The sequence below is a fragment of the Paraeggerthella sp. LCP19S3_G8 genome, assembly GCF_052119225.1.
Lineage (GTDB): Bacteria > Actinomycetota > Coriobacteriia > Coriobacteriales > Eggerthellaceae > Paraeggerthella > Paraeggerthella hominis.
The window spans coordinates 136016-152537 of the sequence record NZ_JBQKFQ010000002.1; the positions used below are offsets into that span (position 1 = coordinate 136016).

The following is a 16522-nucleotide window of genomic DNA, read 5'->3' on the forward strand; positions in this document are numbered from 1 at the left end:
AGCGCCGCGGGGGCTCGCCCGCGCTTGCCGACAAACCAGCATGGATGCGAGGCGTAAAGCAGGCACGCGAAATGCGGGCGCGAATGAAGACCCGTGACGGTTTCGAGCGTAACCGGAGCCACGTGTCGATTCGCGCCCACCTCCTGAGCGCAGGCCGCCAAGCAAGAGTCGACGCGGCTACGCCCGGAACCGCCGAGCGCAGCGACCATGCGCTGCGCTCGGCAACCTCGAAGCAAGCGTTGCCAACCGGCGAACCTTTAAGCGAACGACACGGTCTGCGCCGCATCCGACTCCTCGCGGTATTCACCGAACGCGCTGCGATAGCCGTAGCTCGTCAACCCGCGCAGCTCTTCGTCGCTCGCCGCATAATACGACGTCATCTGCACCAGTTCGCCCGTCAAGTAATCGCGCTTCCTCCACACGATGGCCGAGTGGTAGCCTTGCCCTGTCTCGCCGGTTTCAGGATTCGTCCACGTGCTCACCAGGGGCGTTGCATCTTCTTCGGGAATAAGCTCCATATAGCCGCCCATGGCCTGCCAGCCGTAAGGCTTGAGCGTGATGCTCACCGTCCTATCCTTCACGTCCCAGCCGGCCAGCTCGTAGCCGCCGTATTCGCTCGTGGGCAACTTCGCGCCTATCTGCGAAACGTCGATCTGCTGCGAGTTCCCGTCGTCGAGCGCCTTGCGCTCGCCAACGGAGAGGGACTCCCAATCCACCGCGTTCAACATAGGCGTGAACGTGACGCTCTTCGCATCGGGGGAAAGGTTCGCGTACTCCACCACGTAGTCCCCCGCCGGATCGATGCCCCCTCCATCGCCCGCTCCTACCGGCACCAATACGTTGCCCCGGTCATCGGCAACCTTGAGCATGCCGGGCGCCAGCGCGCTATCCGGCACGCGGTACAGGGGCCGACCGCTCTCCTCGGTAGTTTCCACCTCGTCGTTGCGAACCACCATCACCGTGCCCAGCTCGGACGACGTGAAGCGCTTGATGCCCATGGTCTTCTCGCCTGCGCTCGTGGAGAACGTCAAATCCTGCGACCCCAGCTCGCGCGGCTGGTCGACCGTGCTCAAATCCAAGCCGGCGTCCATCGAGAAGTTCGCCGTACCGCTTTCGGCATCCGCGCTCCAAGGAGCCCAGCTTTTCAGCACGACGTCCACCTGGTCGGGCAGCGTAGACTCCGGCACGATGCGCTGCATGACCTTCACCTTGCCGTCCTCCATGTACGCGTCAAGCTGGTTAACGGAGCCGGTGCCCAAAGTTTCGCCGTTGCTTGTCAGCTCGTATCCAAAACGTGGAGCCAAGTTCTGCAGCTTCGACCAGTCGTTTTCCTGAGAACCCTGGTAGTTCGACAACTCCGACAAGTCGAAGCCGCCGTCTTTTTCAAGCGTGAAGAACAGGTTCACGATGCTGCGATCGCACGACACGGAGTCCAGCGTCACGCGCACGCCTTCCACTTCCGCCGTCTGCCCCACATCGGCCTGCAAGCTGGAAACCCCCTTCTGCAAGCTGCTGTACACGGGCAGGTTCTTGCCGCCCTGGAAAAACAAGGCGTCGCCCGGCTGCATCTGCAGCAAGCGGGATCCCGCATACGCCGCGCCGCCCAGCATGGCCGCCGCCGCAACAGCGGCCGCAGCCACCACAAAGCCGCGCCTGGTCAGACGCTTTCCCGTAACCGGATGCACGGCCTCGTCCTCGCTTGCCGACGCATTCGAACCCGCAGCCGTCCCGGATACCGCCGGCATCTGGGGGATGGAATCGAGCGAGGCGTACGTGCGCTCAAGCTTGGCGCGGGCCTCGGGGGGCATCGGGTCGTTCATGCCGCGCGCCAGCAGGCGACGCAGTTCATCATCGTTGTTCATAGGGTGCGTCATCGGGCCACCTCCGCTTTCTGGTTGTCGTTTCCGCAGTACGCGTCCTTGAATCGAGAGCGTGCACGCGCCAGCCGCGCGCGCACTGCGCCAACCGACACGTTCAACATGGTCGCAATCTGCTGCGTGGGAAAATCGTCGAGGTAGAACAGCGTGAGCACCAGGCGATCGTCAGGGGGAAGCTGGGCGATCGCGCGGCGCACGTCCATCGCTTCGTCCCGGTCGGCTCGGTGCTTTCCCCCGGCGATCACGCGAAAGTCGTCAAGAGGAACCGTATCGGCCCCGCCCCTCTCGCGGTCGTCGCGGCTTGAGGGCGCATCGGTCTGAAACGCCTCGGGAGCGTAAGGGGCTTCGCGGCTTCGCTTGTCGCGCATATCGAAGGAAACCCTCAACGCGATGCGCATGAACCAGGTTTCCACGTTGCTGCGCCCTTCGAATCGAGGGATGGCCTGCCAGGATTTGACGGCCACCTCTTGCAGCGCATCGGCCGCATCGCACTCATTCCCAAGCACCGCCAAGACCGCTCGCCATAGCACAGGCCTGCTTCGCTCGAACAGCGCGACGAACGCCTCGCTGTCGCCTTTTCGGGCTCGTTGCATCAAATCTTCCAAAAGCGCGTCCTCCTCATCTTCGGCCGTTTCATCATTAGACGGCCCGGCCGGCAAAAACGTTACGCGCTTTTGCCCGGTTTCTCGAAAAAGGGCGAATACGCGAAGAATGCGGCGCGCTCGGAACCGGCCCGCAATGAAAAGGAGGGCCTTCGCATGAAAGCCCTCCCCTATGGATTTCGGCGCCGAACCGTCCGGCCAGCAGCCGGAACCCCTTAAAGCGCAAGAAATAGAAATACCTGATCAGAACCTTTTCTACAACTCCCCGATGATGCGCTTCGTGCACGCGGACACCTCGGCCTTGGCGCGCTCGACGTCGATCGTGGGCCACGCGCCGTCGCGGTACACCACGCGCCCGTCGCACATGGTCAGGCACACGTCGGCGCCATGGCCCGCGTACACCGCGTTCGAGAGCGGGTCGGTCATGGGCGCCCAGGACGGGCCCGACGCGTCGAGCACGCACAGGTCGGCCCGCGCCCCTTCGGCCACCAGGCCGCAGTCCTCGCGCCCCTGCGAGAGCGCGCCCGCGCGCGTGGCGGCGGCGAGCGCCTGCTTGGGCGAGACCGCCGCCGGGTCCTGCGTCGACCCCTTGTACAGCAGGGCCAGCAGGTACAGGTCCTGGAACATGTCGTGGTTGTTGTTCGAGGCCATGCCGTCGGTGCCCAGGCACACGCTCACCCCGCGCTCGAGCATCTTGGGGACGGGGGCGAAGCCGCTGCCCAGCTTCATGTTGGACGCGGGATTGGCGGCCACGTGCACGCCCTTGGCCGCCAGCACGTCGATGTCCCCATCGTCCACCCACACGCAGTGGGCCGCGGTCACCGGGCCGTCCAGCACACCCAGGCTCTCGAAGTAGCGCACGGGCGTCAGGCCGCCGTGGCGCTGCTTGCACTCCTCGTGCTCCAGCTGCGTTTCCGACACATGCACCTGCAAGCGAAGCCCATGCTCGCGCGCGAACTCGGCCATGTCGGAGACCGCCCGCGGGTTCGACGTATACTCGGCGTGGATGTTGCAATCCACCACAATGCGCCCGTCGGCCGCGCCTTGGAAATTCGCGATCAGGTCGATGAGCTGCGACCGCAGCGGCAAATCGTCCAGCCCCACGTCGCCGAACGCGATCAGCGAGTCGCTCAGGTTCATCTTGATACCCGCATCGATGGCGGCGCGAGCGCCCTCCTGCATGTGGTAGTACATGTCCGAAAAGCTCACCACGCCGTAGCGCACCATTTCGGCGCATGCCAACAGCGTGCCCCAGTAGCAATCTTGCGGGGTGATCTTGGCCTCGAACGGAAACACCGCGTCGTTGAGCCACGCCTGCAAGGGAAGGTTCTCCGCGTAGCCGCGCAGCAGCGTCATGGGCGCGTGCGCATGCGCGTTGTACAGCGCGGGAAGCAAGAGCTTTTCGCGGCCGTCGTACACTTCGCCGAACGCTTGCGCGGCGACGGACTCGGGCGGCGTGTCGCCCAAGTAGGTAATGCGCCCGTCCGCAACACCCACCCATTGATTTTCGCGAAAGTCCAGGTTATCGTCGAGTAGATTGATATTTGCAAACAGCATGCGCGCCCTTTCTTTCGCGGACCGCATCGTGCGTAGCCCGCTTTCTATCCGTTTCGTTGCTTCAGCTTATGCTATCATGCGCGGTACGACGAGAGACGCGCCCGCCGCAGACGGGCGTTGAAAACCCAGAAAGAAGGAAGTCATGGCAGAAGAATGTTCGCATGAGTGCGGCAGCTGCGGCGTGTCCGGTTGCGGCGATCGCACGGCCCAAGGTCCCTCCACCATCGAAACCAACTCCCGCAGCAACATCAAGCACGTCATCGGCGTCGTATCCGGCAAAGGCGGCGTGGGCAAGTCGCTCGTGACCAGCCTGCTGGCCAGCCAAATGCAGAAGCGCGGATTCAACGTGGGCATTCTGGACGCAGACGTCACCGGTCCTTCCATTCCCAAGACGTTCGGCATCACCAACCCCCTGGCAGCCGACGCCGACGGCATCCTGCCGTCGCAGACGCAAAGCGGCATCAAGGTCATGTCCACCAACCTCATGCTTCCGAAAGACGATGTGCCGGTAGCATGGCGCGGGCCCGTGGTCAGCAACGCCATCCGCCAGTTCTACAGCGAAACGAACTGGGGCGAGATCGACTACCTGTTCGTCGACATGCCTCCGGGAACCTCCGACGTGCTGCTCACCGTGTTCCAGTCGCTGCCGGTTGACGGTATCGTCACCGTGTCGGCCCCGCAGGAGCTTGTGGCCATGATCGTGGGCAAGGCCGTGAACCTGGCTCACGACATGAACGTCGAGCTGCTGGGCCTGGTGGAGAACATGGCCTACTTCAAGTGCGACAACTGCGACAAGGAGCATCATATCTTCGGCGAGCCCCAGGGCTCCGTCGTGGCAGAGCGCTACAACATCCCCGCCTACGCCACCCTGCCCATCGATCCGGCGTTCGCGCGCCTGTGCGATGCCGGCCGCGTGGAGGATTACGACGTGGACGGAGCGCTCGACCCCATCATCGCCCAAATCGAGCAGGCCTGCGCCGCGGAATAGAGACCCCGGCAAGGCATCGCTAGACACCCCTCCCCAACCTCGACGAAGACCTCCTCGGACGTTGCTGCAAGCGTTCGGGGAGGCCTTCTTGGTTTTGAGGGAGAAGCGCGGGCCCATTGGGCAGGAGCGACCCAGCCCTGCGCCGCAGCCGCCCCCGGGTCGCGGACGCGCCGTAGTCGCCCCTGAGCCGCGGACGTGCTGCAGTCGCTCCCGAGTCGCCGACCCGCGCTGCGGCTCCCCGGGCTGTCGATCCGCGCCGCAACCGCCCTCCGAGCCGCCGTTCCGCCTCATTCCCATCGGCTGCGCACGAAAAACCGCCCTCGCTGGCAGGTTCTGACGGTTTGAGGTCGTTTGATCCGGCGGGACGGGCGCCCGGGAAAATGCAACTCAGCAGCTAGGAGCCATGATCAGGCAAAACGCAAAACGGGTCCGGCGACAGCGAAGAGGGCGACCAGCTCGGCAACCCCTAACCGTCAAAACCTGCCAGCGAAGGCGTTTTTTCGTGCGCAATGCCTCGACGGACGGCAATGCGCTGACCGAAACCGGCCTCCCGAGGGAGCCCGGCCCTTCGCGGCGCAGCCGCGACGATCATCCATGCGTCCGAAAAGCCGAGAATGTCCTTCTTCGAAGAGCAATGCAGGTAGGAACCAGCGTCGAAACAAGAACCAGGCCAAATCCCACCACCGAGACAACAAGACCTTCAGTGAAAGCCAAGCCGTCGAAAAGGGACAAGCCGGCGGCGTTCGCCACAATAGCCTCCGATGCCAATACAGCGAGCATGCCCAGCAAAGTGGCGTTAACCGCATGAATAAACGCCTCCCACGCAGCAGCAGCCAACAAAGCGGCTGATCCGACGCCACTTACAGAAAGAACGGCGACATCGCGAGCGCGCGACCTGGAAGACATCACCACGCCGGCTGCCGCGCCAACCGAACACAACAGCACGGGACCGCCAAGAAGCAAAACGGACGACGTCCAATCCAGACTCGTGCTCAGATCAGCCATATCTTGCTGCTGCGCGTATATTCCCAGCAGCCCCGAAAGGGAAAATATACTTGCAGCAAAGCCAAATCCCACCATGATGGGCGTTTCGATCGAAACGCTCGCAGCAAGGCCGTAACAAGCGAAACGACGCGCCAGCTGCCAAACGCCTCCGCACCGCTGCGGCACGATCGCGGTCCACGCTCTCATCAACGCCGGAAGCATAAGAGGAGCGGCAACCGCCAGCAACGTCATTATAAGAATAGGGGGATACAGCGAGCTGGACACCACGGCACCCGGATCCGCTTCGGCCATGAAAGCGGAAAGCCGGCAAATACCCACGAGCACTCCCACGAACAGCGCTCCTCGCACCCACGTCATTCCCCTACCCTTCGCTTCCCGCTCACGCAAGATCACGATAGGCTCCGTTTTTCCCGCAAGACGGGCCCCTTTGGACCCTCCTACAAGAAACGCCCCCACAACCGCAAGCCAAACCAACGGCATCAAAGACACGCCTACGTCGAGCGCCGCCTGATCGATCGAACGGTAATTAGGAGAATCGAACACCCAGGGAAACAGCGGAACAAACGTAACCGATTCAATCAACGTACCGCATGCAGCACCAAGCACCGCGACCGCAGCCAGCTGAACAAGGACCACCAAACTCACCAAGCGCGGGTCGACGTTGGCGAGTCGCCACAAGGCGTAGGAGCGACGCTGCGCCGCGACCGTCAAGTTCGCAACCGACACGATAACCGCCATCGCCGCAATAGCCGAGAACACGAGCACAACCCAACCGAGATCTCGAAGGCTTTCGCAGGTGCTCGCGGATGCGGCAAGCGAGGCGACCCATCCCCCAACATAGCCGCATGCCAACGCGACAGCAAACGCCCCGACCCATACAAGGATATGATCGCGAAGATCGGCGAATGCGAGCTTGATCATCTTGACACCTCCATAGCCTCAAGTATCTCAGCCGCAGTAGACCGTCCCATCTCTCGCACGATGAGACCGTCCTTAAGCACGAGAACGCGATCGGCCAAAGAAGCAGCTTCCAGATCATGAGTCACCATCACTACCGACCGTCGCCCGTCGTTGCTAACGCTGCGCAACATGCCCAAGACATCACGGCCGCTCTTGGAATCGAGTGCACCCGTCGGTTCATCGGCGAACACCACGTCCGCATCGCTCGCAAGCGCGCGAGCTATAGCTACGCGCTGCTGCTCGCCTCCGGACAACTCGGACGGATAGCTGTTCCACCGACCCGCAAGTCCCATATCGTCGAGCAAGGCGCGCACGTGCTCCTTCGTTGTCGATCGATCCGCAAACCGCGCAGGTAGCCATACGTTTTCGCCCGCATTCAGCGAGGGTATCAGGTTGTACGACTGAAAAACGAATCCCAGATGATCTTTTTGGATCTTGAAAAGAGAACGCCGGCTCGCTTTCGTGATTCGCTTTCCCATCACTTCGACAAAACCCGACCCGACCGACTCCAGCCCGGACAAGCAATACAGCAAGGTCGATTTACCCGACCCGCTCGGACCGACAATGCTCACCATCTCGCCAGCATCGACAGTAAGGCTGACGCCCTTCAGCACATCAACTGTCCGACGATTGTTTTTTCGGCCCGCACCAAACGATTTCCACACATTGCGCGCGACGATTGCAGCACCCATGAGCCCTCCTTAGAACAGGTGAACGAGACAGCAGAACCCTAGAGCGGATACCTCCATCCAAAAAAGAACGCGATTGAAAAGATCCATTGAAATAAAACGAGCGAATATGGCTTTCCGCCCTTAATTCCGCATAGAGCACAATGCCTTAATCGCAACGTACACCAAGCCGCCAATAGGCCACGAAAGAAGAAAGAGCCTGTTCAACGCTGGGATGAATATCATGATCAACCCCGCCACGGTAGCAGCGCTCATGATGACCACGAGCAAGTTCCGTTCCCGTCTTGCCCGCCGAGCCCGAGAAGCAAGATCCTGGTCATCCAAAGCCTCGATCTGGAGCTCGGTCATGCTACGCAGCGAGGTCCAATTGTATTTGGGCAAATCGCAGCGCAACGACAGCAACCGCCCACGCACCATCACGAACACGCCGACCGAAAAGAACGCCAACCCGGTCGCGGTGGCCGTCCATACGTCGGCCCACAGCACGACAGCACCCGCTAAGCCAGCCAAAATCAACCCGATGCCCGCAACAAGCCCGATCGCCATAGCCGCACGGGACTGGCTTTTTTGATCGGCAGTATAAAAATCTTCCACGAAGGGGTGAGCCTTACGAAATTCACGACGATCGAATATCGCCGGTAAAGCGAATGCACATCCGACAGCAATCCCCAAAAACGCCAATACGCTCGCATAGCTTTGGTTGATCGCTCCTTGCACGGGCATGAACCCCGAAAAAAGAACAGCAAGGGCAATTCCCATCATGGATGCAGACAAACCTAAAGGGGTTTTCCAGGCAAACGCACGCATCGCCTGATCGTACCCCGTCACATCCTGCAATGCCTCCACGCGAGGTACGGCGGCGACGGCCTTTCCCGGTCTTCCTGTCAGATCCCCCGAGACCAGCTCATCAAGCGTGCATTCAAACAAATCGCACATCCTGAGAAGCTTGTCCATCTCGGGATACGCACGCTCCGCTTCCCATTTCGACACAGACTGGCGGCTTACCCCTAACAGCATGGCAAGTTGTTCTTGCGTCATGTTGCGCGTTGCGCGTAGGTGCTGCATGTTAGCGCGAAAGCCCATATCCCATCCTTTACCTGAAATCGAATCATCGAACAAAAGGATTCTTCGCATATGAATCAACGCTTGCCATAATGGCGATGCCAAGACGGGCAATCAACCAACTTGCGGCTGCGTTTTTCTTGATAACATGACAACTTTTGGTATCAAATCGCAGGTCAACAGCATAATGTACAAGCAACGATCAAAAACGATAAGCAAGATCGAACAAGGTAAACGGCTGCAGGGAGCAGCGTAAAGCACCGACTGCGCGTACGAATCCATGGATCCAGCCTGATGCCGCAGACCCCCAGCGTTCGACTCCGCTCAAACGGCAATTCGGCTTGCGCAAGCCAACAGCTGCACCTCCCATAAGCCAGCTTCAACATGCACCGGTTTCGTCTGCGCCGCAGACGTTCCCGAGCCGCCGACGTGCCGCAGCCGCTCCCGGGCTGTCGATCCGCGCTGCAGCCGCCCTCCGGGCCGCCGTTCCGCGTTGTGGCCGCTCCCTCCGGGCCGCCGTTCCGCGTGGCAGTCGCTCCCGAGTCGCCGACCCACGCTGCTGCCGCCCTCCGGGCCGCCGATCCGCCCCATTCCCATCGGCTGCGCGCGAAAAACCGCCTTCGCTGGCAGGTTCTGACGGTTTGAGGTCGTTTGATCCGGCGGGACGGGCGCCCGGGAAAATGCAATTCAGCAGCTAGGATCCATGACCAGGCAAAACGCAAAACGGGTCCGACGGCGGCGAAGAGGGCGGCCGGCTCGGCAACCCCTAACCGTCAAAACCTGCCAGCGAGGGCGGTTTTTCGTGCGCAAGTTCCTTGTAGACGTTAATTCACCAGCAAAACTCGCTCGTTTTGACAGAAGGTCGAGCTTTCGCGGCACCGCGAAAAAACTCGGTTCCATTTCGCAGTCCATACGCATGCGCGACGCGGCGTGCCCCACAGGCCGATCGCCGTATATCGTGCTGCACCCCGTGTCCCGTGCGCATCGCGCCGCTCACGAGAACGTACGGTGAAAATTCATGGGGGGGGGGGCACATTTGTGACATTTCCCCAAACATAAAAAAGCAGGCCAGACAATCACTGCCTGACCTGCGTAATTAATGGTGGAGCCTAGGGGGATCGAACCCCTGACCTCATGGCTGCCAGCCATGCGCTCTCCCAGCTGAGCTAAGGCCCCTTCAAAAGTGCGAGGACTAGTATACCCGAATCAGATCGAGGGTCAAGCGGTTTTTTGAAAAAATTTTTGAGCATGAGCACAAGCACCCTCGAGCACTCTCGAGCACCCTCGAGCAGCCGCACTGTGCCTCGCGCGCAAAAAAGAAAAGCGGCCGTTCGATCGACCGCCTTTCGGCTTTGCTATTCGGTTTTCTCGGACGCGTAGAACGTCGCTTCGTCAAACAAGTCGGCGATCGATTTCCCGTCCGCAAAAGGAAGCGTCAAGAACTCGCTCACCGTAGGCACCAGGTCGCTCGCGTCGACGTAGTGTCCCTTGTCGTTGAGCCGATCGGTAGCCTGAGCGCGCCAGTACCGGTCGTTCACGTCGGTAAGGTAGTACGTTGCGCTGCCGACCTCCATGTACACGGAATGCTTCGCGTGCAGGTAGTTCGGCAGCTCGTCAAAGGATACGTCGAGCGCCTCCGCTGCTTTCGTTCCCATAACAACCCCTTTCGTCCGGGATTACCTTGCGCTTATCATAGCAAGAAGCGCGGGGCGTTTCGTCGAAAAACAAATATTAGCTGCCCGCGAATCGAAGAAACGCCTAGGCTCGCCCGCGCGACGCGCTGCGCGACTTCGCGAAAGACGCAAGCATTGACAGCCCGCCAAGAGCGCAGAGGACCCATACGGCCACAGCCGTCACCGACGACACCTCGAGCACATGCACGCCAACGCCCACCAAAGCCCATAGAAACACCAGCTGAAACGTCGCATCGTCAAACTTCGCCCACATGAAAAGACCCAGGGAAACAACGCCCGCCGTCAACACTACGACGGACAACCCGTTCAAAAGCGGGACGCCCCCTCCAACCGCCCGTGTGACCACGATAGCCAGATTCGACAACGTCGCAACGGTCACCCATGCCGTATAGATGGAAACGGGAACCCAGCCAGCAAGAGAATCGGTCCCCCGCCTGACGGTCAAATACAGCGCCGCCAGAACAAACCAGTCGATCAAAATAACGACGAAGGAAGCAGCGATCATCTGGAAATGCCACAGCACCAGCCAGAGCACGTTCAAAACGCTGCTCGCAACGAACAAGCCGGCCGTCGGCGTGAAGAGCCTACGTCGGGCAGAAGCGCCTTTGGTGTAGGAAACCAGCCACACGATCAGCGCCACATAGATCAAGGACCAGATGGAAAACACGTAGCCCGCCGGTGTGAACCAGGCGAACACCCCGTACGCAACCGTCGCCGACGTAACACCCCCAAGCCGCCCGGCCTCTATGGCCACGTTTCCCGCAACGGTAAGCACGTACGCAGTCCACATAACCACTGTCTCGGGCGTTAGGCGGCCGCGATGCCCGCCCGATTCGACGGCGGACGAACGACGCGTGGCGACGGATGCGGTTGAAGCACGATACGCACGACCGGACATGGTGCACCTCGCTTTTCTAGGAGCATTGAAGCTGCTGAGGATCGATACCTCAGCATAGCCCCAAGCAGGCGCGACAAGCGTAACGGGACCCTCTCGATAAGGGATCGCTTCGGTACGCTCAGCTCATGCGGATGCGCAGGAAGTCGCCCGGCCGAAGCTCGGCCTCGACCAAGAACGCATAAGACTCGGCAGCGCGGTTCGCAACGGCCACCGGCACGGGCGCCGGGCAAGGATCGTCCTCGTCGGGCCGAGGAACCCACGCAAGGTTTCGCGCCGACACGAAGCCCACCGGCCGACGAGGCGAGAGGACCTCCAAGCGGTCGCCTTCGCAGAACCGGTTCCGACAGGTCGCGCGCACGCGCCACAGCCCTTCCCCGGCGGGCTCGCACGACTCGACCGTGCCCGCGTGCAGGCATTCCTTCAGGTAGCCGTCGCGGTCGGGCGCCTGCTCGGCGTCGCCGTAGTAGAACCCCGTGCCGTACGGGCGATGGGAAATGGCAAGCAGCTCCGAAGCGACCTCGGCCGGATCGGCCCCGTCGAGCACCGAGCGGTACGCGTGCACCACCGAGGCCACGTAGAACGCCCGCTTGTTGCGCCCCTCGATCTTGAACGAATCCACGCCCGCGGAAGCCAGGTCGTCCAGATGCACCAGCATGTTGAGGTCCTGCGCGTTCATGACGTAGGAGCCGCGCACGTCCTCCTCGATGGGATAGTACTCGCCCGGGCGCTTCTCCTCCACCAACGCGTAGCTCCAGCGACACGGCTGCGTGCAGTGCCCCTTGTTGCCCGAGCGCCCCGCCATGACCGAGCTGATCAGGCAACGACCGGACACCGCCATGCACATGGCCCCGTGTACGAACGCCTCGATCTCCAGCTCGCGCGGCGCATCGGCGCACATGCGGGCAATGTCCTCCACGCTCATTTCCCGCGCGCACACCACGCGCGACGCCCCCAGCTCATGCCAAACGCGCGCCGCTTCGGCATTGGCTACGGAAGCCTGCGTGCTCACGTGCAGCGCCACGCTGGGCGCATGCCTCTGCGCAAGGCGAAACGCCCCCAAGTCGCTCACGATGAACGCGTCCACCTGCGCGGCGGCAAGCGCCTCGAGGTATTCCGGCAGCGCCGCCAAATCGTCTGCATGCATAAGCGTGTTCATGGTCACGAACACGCGAGAACCCGCAGCGTGCGCGAACGCGACCGCGTCGGGGATATCGGATAGCGCGAAGTTCTCGGCACGCTGGCGCATCCCGAACCGATCGGCAGCTAAGTACACCGCGTCCGCGCCGAAGCGCACGGCAGCCTCCAGCTGCGCACGCCCTCCAGCGGGGGCAAGCAGCTCGGGAGTACGATTTTGACCAAGCATAGTCGAAACCTCGTTGTTCGTAAGCGAGCAAAAGGCCGTGCAGCGTCCGAAACCGCCGCGATGCATCGCCGAGCGCACGGCAAGCGCGCGAAAGCGGCGATCAAGCGACGGAACCGTGCTGCACGACCCCGTAACGTCATCCGGCCTCGTCAGCCGGCAAATCTACAGACAGCCTAAGCCAGAGAAACCCGCGGCCCCTGCGGGGTGTCCTCGATAACGAACCCAAGGGCGCACAGGCCGTCTCGAACGGCGTCGGCACGACCCCAGTCCTTGGCCGCACGCGCCTCCGTGCGAGCCGCCAGCAGCGCTTCCACGGCCTCGGACGCATCCGAGCCAACGTAACCGGCCACGTCCGCCGCCAAGGGAACAACCTCGGCGGGATACGCGTCGGACTCGTCGCAGTCGGCAGCCGCCGCCACGTCGATGCCGAACACGCCCACCAGTTCCACGATGGTATCGCGCACCTCGCGCACGATGGGCACATCGGAAAGCGAGAGCGTTTTGCCCGTAACCTGCGCGTTCACGTCGGCCACCAGGTCGAACACCTCGCCCAGGGCGCGGCACGTATTGAAATCGTCGTCCATGGCCAAGATGAACGAGATCTTGGCCTCTTTCGCGCGCTTCATCAGCTCGCGCGTATCGAGCGGCGACGGAACGTCCTCCACGTTCTCAAGCTGCCAATCCAGATTGCGAACCGCGTTCTCGATGCGTCCGAGCGCCGCTTCGGCCTCGGCCAAGCGCTCGTCGGAGAAATCCAAGGGGCTGCGGTAATGCGTCTGCAGCATAAGGAAGCGCAGCACTTCGGGGCGCGTCGTTTCCAGCACGTCGCGCAGCAGCATGAAGTTGCCCAGCGACTTGCTCATCTTCTCGGCGTTGATCTGCAGCATGCCGCCGTGCATCCAGTAGTTCGCGAACGTGCAGCCGCACGCCGCTTCGCTTTGCGCGCATTCGTTCTCGTGATGCGGAAACACCAGATCGGCGCCGCCGCCGTGAATGTCGAACGGCAGTCCTAGGTACCTGCGCGACATGGCCGAGCATTCGATATGCCAACCGGGACGGCCCTGGCCCCAAGGCGACTCCCACGAAGGCTCGCCGGGCTTCGCCGCCTTCCACAGCGCGAAGTCGAGCGGATCGCGCTTGCGGTCCTCGATGCCTTTGCCGTCAGCGCGCAGCTCGCGGTGGCCGCATTCCATCTCGTCGACGTTGCGGCCCGACAGCTGGCCGTACGCGGGGAACGACCGCACGGCGAAGTACACGTCGCCGTCCACTTCGTACGCATGGTCGCCGTCGATCAGCTCCTGGATAAGCTCGATCATGGCCGGGATCTCTTCGGTCGCCTTCGGCCGAATGTCGGGATCGAGCACGTTCGCCTTGCGCATGTCCTCGATGAACGCAGCCGTGTACTCGGCCGCCACGGCAGACGCCTCGCGCCCTTCCTCGTTCGCCTTCGCGATGATCTTGTCGTCGACGTCGGTGACGTTCTGCACGAACGTCACGTCGAAGCCGCGCCACATGAAGTAACGACGGATGACGTCGAAGCTGATGAACGTACGCGCGTTGCCGATGTGGATGTAGTTGTACACCGTGGGCCCGCACACGTACATGCCCACTTTGCCGCGCTCGCGCGATTCGAACGGCACCTTTTCGCGCGCTTTGGTGTTGTAGAGTTTGATCATGAGCGCCCCTTCTGCTCCTCAAGTTCCTTCAGCCTGCGTTCGAGCGCCTCGATACGCTCGCATTGGTTCGCGCACCGCTCCTCGATGGGATCGGGCAGATTCTCCTTGTGCTGCGCCGCATCCTTCGCTTCGCTTTCAACGCGATGCCCGTCGCGCACCACCACGCGACCGGGAATGCCGACCACCGTGGAGTTCGGCGGCACGTCGTTCACCACCACGGCGCCGCCGCCCACTTTCGAGCCGTCGCCTATGGTGATGTTGCCGAGCACCGCCGCACCCACGCCCACCAGCACGTTGTTTCCCAGCGTAGGATGGCGCTTTCCGGTTTCCTTACCGGTACCGCCCAGCGTGACGCCCTGGTACAGCGTGCAATCGTCGCCGATGATCGTGGTTTCACCGATGATGACCCCCATGGCGTGGTCGATGAAGAAGCGTCGGCCTATCACGGCTGCAGGGTGAATTTCCACGCCGGTCATGAAGCGCGTGAACTGCGACGATATGCGAGCGAGGCTTTTCAGCCCGTGGTTCCACAGCCAATGCTCGACCACATGAGACCAGCGGGCATGAAGACCCGGGTACGTCAGCCAGATGACGAACGAGTTCTGAGCTGCGGGGTCGCGGTCCTTGACCGCTCGGATGTCCTCGCCAATGGTTTTGAATATGTTCATGAATACCCTAACTGTCGATGTGGAATTGTAGCATAGCGAAGCGTGCCGGCTGCAATTCGGGGCAGCCGACCCCTAACGACATCGACAGAGCAAACAGACTGCGGTAGCGGATATGCCCTCTTCACGGCCTTCGAAACCCAAACGCTCAGTCGTGGTGGCCTTCACGCCCACGCTGTCGACCGAAACTCCCATAGCCTGCGCAAGGTTCTGACGCATTTGGTCGCGATACGGCGAAAGCTTCGGGGCCTGCGCCGCTATCACGCTGTCCACGTCAAGGATCTCGTAGCCGCGATCGCGCACGAACGCCGCCACGGCTTCCAAAAGCTTGAGGGAATCGGCGTCCTTGAAAGCGGGATCGGTATCGGGGAACAGCTTTCCGATGTCCCCGCCGCGCACGCCGCCCAGAAGCGCGTCAGAGATCGCATGCGCCAGCACGTCGGCATCCGAATGGCCCAAAAGCCCCCGATCATACGGGATGTCCACGCCCCCCAAAATCAGTTTGCGACCCTCGGCGAACGCATGCACGTCGTAGCCCTGCCCGATGCGCAGGTTCGACAACGGATTGTCGCTGCAGGACATGCTCATGAGCGGACCTCCGGAAAAGTCGTCGCGCCCGCCACTATTCTTCCATCCCCTTCATGTACATGGCCCGTACCGCCGCTACCAGCATCAGGTAGTCCTCGGGCACGGTCAGCTTGATGTTGTCGCGCTTTCCTTCGACCACGAGCACCTTGCCGCCCAGACGCTCGATGAGCGACGAATCGTCCGTGCCCATGAACCCGTCGGACAGCGCCGACGCGTGGGCGCGCCGGTAGATGCCCGCGCGGAACACCTGCGGCGTCTGCGCGTTCCAGAACACGCGGCGATCGGGCGTTCCCATGATGACGCCGTTTTCGACCACCTTGAGCGTGTCGACCGCCGGATGCGCCACCACGGCGCCGTCCGACTCGATGTTCCCCTTGAGCGTGTTGATGGTGTGCGAGATGAGCTCCGGCGTGATGAGGGGCCGCGCGCCGTCATGCAGGATGACGTAGCCGTAGTCGTCGGGCACGTACTCCAAGCCCGAAAACGCCGACTCCTGGCGGCTGGGACCCGCAGGGGCCACTACCACGGGCGTCACGAACGGGAACGGGTCGATGGCGCGCTTGAGGTATTCGCTGCAACGTTCCTCCGGGCACACGATAACGATGAGACCGATGTCGCCCACCGCGTCGAACGCCTCGGCCGACCAGGTAAGAATGGGCTTGCCGGCAATCTCCACCAGCTGCTTGCCGCCCTCTTTGCCAAAGCGGTCGCCCGTGCCGCCGGCCAGTATGATGGCTGCGGTTTGCGGGTTCTTGTCGACCTCCCCTTTAAGCCCTCCCATCGCCTGCGAGATCGCATCGAAGTCGAAGTGGTCGAAGGCAAGCTCCGGAGATTTCAGAACCTCCGAGGAGAATACGGGGTCGATGGTCTTGGTCATACCGTTCCTTCTTGTAGGTCG

14 protein-coding genes and 1 tRNA gene are annotated in these 16522 nt (G+C 62.0%); 1 reads left to right on the plus strand and 14 read right to left on the minus strand.

What is annotated here, in order from left to right:
- Positions 1 to 257: 257 nt before the first annotated feature.
- The 3 genes from ACTQZK_RS02510 to ACTQZK_RS02520 form a co-directional block, all read right to left on the minus strand.
- Positions 258 to 1874: a DUF4179 domain-containing protein gene (locus ACTQZK_RS02510; protein WP_441898312.1), complete on the minus strand. Its 1617-nt coding sequence runs from the start codon at positions 1872 to 1874 to the stop codon at positions 258 to 260.
- Positions 1871 to 2482 (minus strand): RNA polymerase sigma factor, encoded by a 612-nt coding sequence (locus tag ACTQZK_RS02515; protein WP_114567798.1) that lies wholly within the window; start codon positions 2480 to 2482, stop codon positions 1871 to 1873. Before ACTQZK_RS02515 ends, ACTQZK_RS02510 begins: the two co-directional genes overlap by 4 nt.
- A gap of 252 nt (positions 2483 to 2734) precedes the next feature.
- Positions 2735 to 4036, minus strand: a complete 1302-nt coding sequence (locus tag ACTQZK_RS02520) for an amidohydrolase (RefSeq protein WP_114567799.1) — start codon at positions 4034 to 4036, stop codon at positions 2735 to 2737.
- 142 nt (positions 4037 to 4178) lie between these two features.
- On the opposite strand from ACTQZK_RS02520, the gene ACTQZK_RS02525 reads away from it, so the two are divergent.
- Positions 4179 to 5024 carry an Mrp/NBP35 family ATP-binding protein gene (locus ACTQZK_RS02525; protein WP_114567800.1) on the plus strand — a complete coding sequence of 282 codons (846 nt, stop codon included), beginning with the start codon at positions 4179 to 4181 and terminating at the stop codon, positions 5022 to 5024.
- 588 nt (positions 5025 to 5612) lie between these two features.
- Here the strand turns inward: ACTQZK_RS02525 and ACTQZK_RS02530 are convergent.
- The 11 genes from ACTQZK_RS02530 to ispD all read right to left on the minus strand — a co-directional run bounded on the left by ACTQZK_RS02530 (position 5613) and on the right by ispD (position 16501).
- A complete protein-coding gene (locus ACTQZK_RS02530) occupies positions 5613 to 6950 on the minus strand; it encodes an FtsX-like permease family protein (RefSeq protein ID WP_441898315.1) in 1338 nt (445 codons plus the stop codon).
- Positions 6947 to 7681 carry an ABC transporter ATP-binding protein gene (locus ACTQZK_RS02535; RefSeq protein WP_441898317.1) on the minus strand — a complete coding sequence of 245 codons (735 nt, stop codon included), beginning with the start codon at positions 7679 to 7681 and terminating at the stop codon, positions 6947 to 6949. Before ACTQZK_RS02535 ends, ACTQZK_RS02530 begins: the two co-directional genes overlap by 4 nt.
- Positions 7682 to 7801: 120 nt before the next feature.
- Positions 7802 to 8797 (minus strand): helix-turn-helix transcriptional regulator, encoded by a 996-nt coding sequence (locus ACTQZK_RS02540; RefSeq protein WP_441898319.1) that lies wholly within the window; start codon positions 8795 to 8797, stop codon positions 7802 to 7804.
- A gap of 1043 nt (positions 8798 to 9840) precedes the next feature.
- Positions 9841 to 9916: transfer RNA gene (locus ACTQZK_RS02545), tRNA-Ala, on the minus strand.
- Between the two features lie 179 nt (positions 9917 to 10095).
- On the minus strand, positions 10096 to 10395 hold the full coding sequence (locus tag ACTQZK_RS02550; RefSeq protein ID WP_114567804.1) for a CDP-alcohol phosphatidyltransferase: 300 nt from the start codon (positions 10393 to 10395) through the stop codon (positions 10096 to 10098).
- Between the two features lie 103 nt (positions 10396 to 10498).
- Positions 10499 to 11332: a TspO/MBR family protein gene (locus ACTQZK_RS02555; protein WP_441898321.1), complete on the minus strand. Its 834-nt coding sequence runs from the start codon at positions 11330 to 11332 to the stop codon at positions 10499 to 10501.
- A gap of 118 nt (positions 11333 to 11450) precedes the next feature.
- On the minus strand, positions 11451 to 12695 hold the full coding sequence (locus ACTQZK_RS02560; protein ID WP_225748774.1) for a peptidase U32 family protein: 1245 nt from the start codon (positions 12693 to 12695) through the stop codon (positions 11451 to 11453).
- Positions 12696 to 12868: 173 nt separating this feature from the next.
- A complete protein-coding gene (gene cysS, locus ACTQZK_RS02565; RefSeq protein WP_216528937.1) occupies positions 12869 to 14371 on the minus strand; it encodes a cysteine--tRNA ligase in 1503 nt (500 codons plus the stop codon).
- On the minus strand, positions 14368 to 15039 hold the full coding sequence (cysE, locus tag ACTQZK_RS02570; protein ID WP_225748773.1) for a serine O-acetyltransferase: 672 nt from the start codon (positions 15037 to 15039) through the stop codon (positions 14368 to 14370). The genes cysS and cysE overlap by 4 nt, the downstream gene beginning before the upstream one ends.
- Positions 15040 to 15111: 72 nt before the next feature.
- The gene (gene ispF, locus ACTQZK_RS02575) at positions 15112 to 15618 is read right to left on the minus strand and encodes a 2-C-methyl-D-erythritol 2,4-cyclodiphosphate synthase (RefSeq protein WP_225748985.1); all 507 of its coding nucleotides are present in this window, start codon (positions 15616 to 15618) and stop codon (positions 15112 to 15114) included.
- A 40-nt stretch (positions 15619 to 15658) separates the two neighbouring features.
- Positions 15659 to 16501, minus strand: a complete 843-nt coding sequence (gene ispD, locus ACTQZK_RS02580; RefSeq protein ID WP_114567809.1) for a 2-C-methyl-D-erythritol 4-phosphate cytidylyltransferase — start codon at positions 16499 to 16501, stop codon at positions 15659 to 15661.
- Positions 16502 to 16522: the final 21 nt, after the last annotated feature.